We start from the raw sequence: 1466 nt of genomic DNA on the forward strand, positions 1-1466 counted from the left end.
GAAGCGCACCGGAGCACCGGCGCTATCTATGGCGGCGATGAGCCAGACGAGAGTGCGTTTGTTCGGGTCCACAACGCTGCCTACATTCGCTCTGCAAAGCGGCTATACATGACTGCTACGCCCCGTATCTATGGGGATAATGCCAAAGCCAGCGCCGAAAGAGAGAGCATTGCGCTTTGCTCAATGGATGATGAAACCCTCTTTGGGAAAGAGTTTTATGTAATCACTTTCAGCGAGGCTGTCAGGCGCGGTCTTTTGGTCGATTACAAAGTTATTGTCCTATCGGTAGATGCAAAGCATATTAGCCATCGGCTACAATCGCTTTTGAAAGACGACGACAACCAACTAAAAGTGGATGATGCTGGAAAGATTGTGGGTTGCTGGAAAGCTCTCGCGAAACAGGGGTTGGTTGAAGACCTAAACGGCGATACCGATGCCATGAAGCGTGCGGTAGCATTCTGCCAGGTCATCGAAATTCCGACAAAAGCCAGGGTCCACAAGGTGAGTTCCAAGAACATCGCCAACATGTTCCAAAAGGTCGTGGAAGCCTATCAGGAAAAGGAAGAGATTGACCCCACTACTCGCCTTATCTGCGAAGCAAATCACGTTGACGGTGGTATGAATGCCAGCCTTAAAGAAGAAAAAATAGATTGGCTAAAGGCTGAAACACCCGATCAAACATGTCGCATCTTGAGTAATGTCCGCTGTTTATCCGAAGGCGTAGATGTTCCAGCTCTTGATGCGGTGCTTTTTTTAACGCCGCGCAATTCTCAAATTGATGTGGTTCAAAGTGTTGGCAGGGTTATGCGTAATGCACCTGGCAAAAAGCGTGGCTATGTCATTCTTCCAGTAGTTATTCCTGACGGCTTGGAAGCTCATGAGGCGCTGAATGACAACAAGACCTTCTCGGTGGTGTGGCAGGTTCTGCAAGCCTTGCGGTCACATGATGACCGTTTTGACGCCATGGTGAACAAACTTGATTTGATAGGCAAAGACCCCAGTAAGATGGAAGTTGTCGCCATCACAGACAAAGTTCCAACTCGTCAAGCCAAAGCACTGAATGTCAAAAAACCAATCGCTGGAAAAGGTAGCTTTGGTATCGGCTCTCTACCTCATCGACATGACCCAGCCGAAGCCCAAGCCACCATGCAATTCGAAATTGGTGAAATTGAACGTGCTATCTACGCCAAGCTGGTTCAAAAAGTCGGTAATCGTCACCATTGGGAGGACTGGGCAAATGATATTGCCAAGATCGCCCAGACCCACATCACACGCATCACGACTATTCTGGAAAATCCAAATAATATCGCAGAGCGTGAAGCTTTCAGCAGTTTTGCAACTGAATTGCGTGGCGATTTAAATGATAGCCTTGGCGACGGCGAGATCATTGAAATGCTTGCCCAGCATGTGATCACTAAGCCAGTCTTTGATGCATTATTTGAAGGTTATAATTTTGCAGAAGCTAA

The 1466-nt window shown here is 47.8% G+C and carries 1 protein-coding gene; it reads left to right on the forward strand.

The features are described from left to right. Nucleotides 1–108: 108 nt before the first annotated feature. Nucleotides 109–1466: helicase-related protein (locus tag B7Y67_RS17875; RefSeq protein WP_293599786.1), on the forward strand; the 1358-nt coding region annotated here is incomplete at its 3' end.

It is taken from the genome of Polynucleobacter sp. 35-46-11, assembly GCF_002281105.1.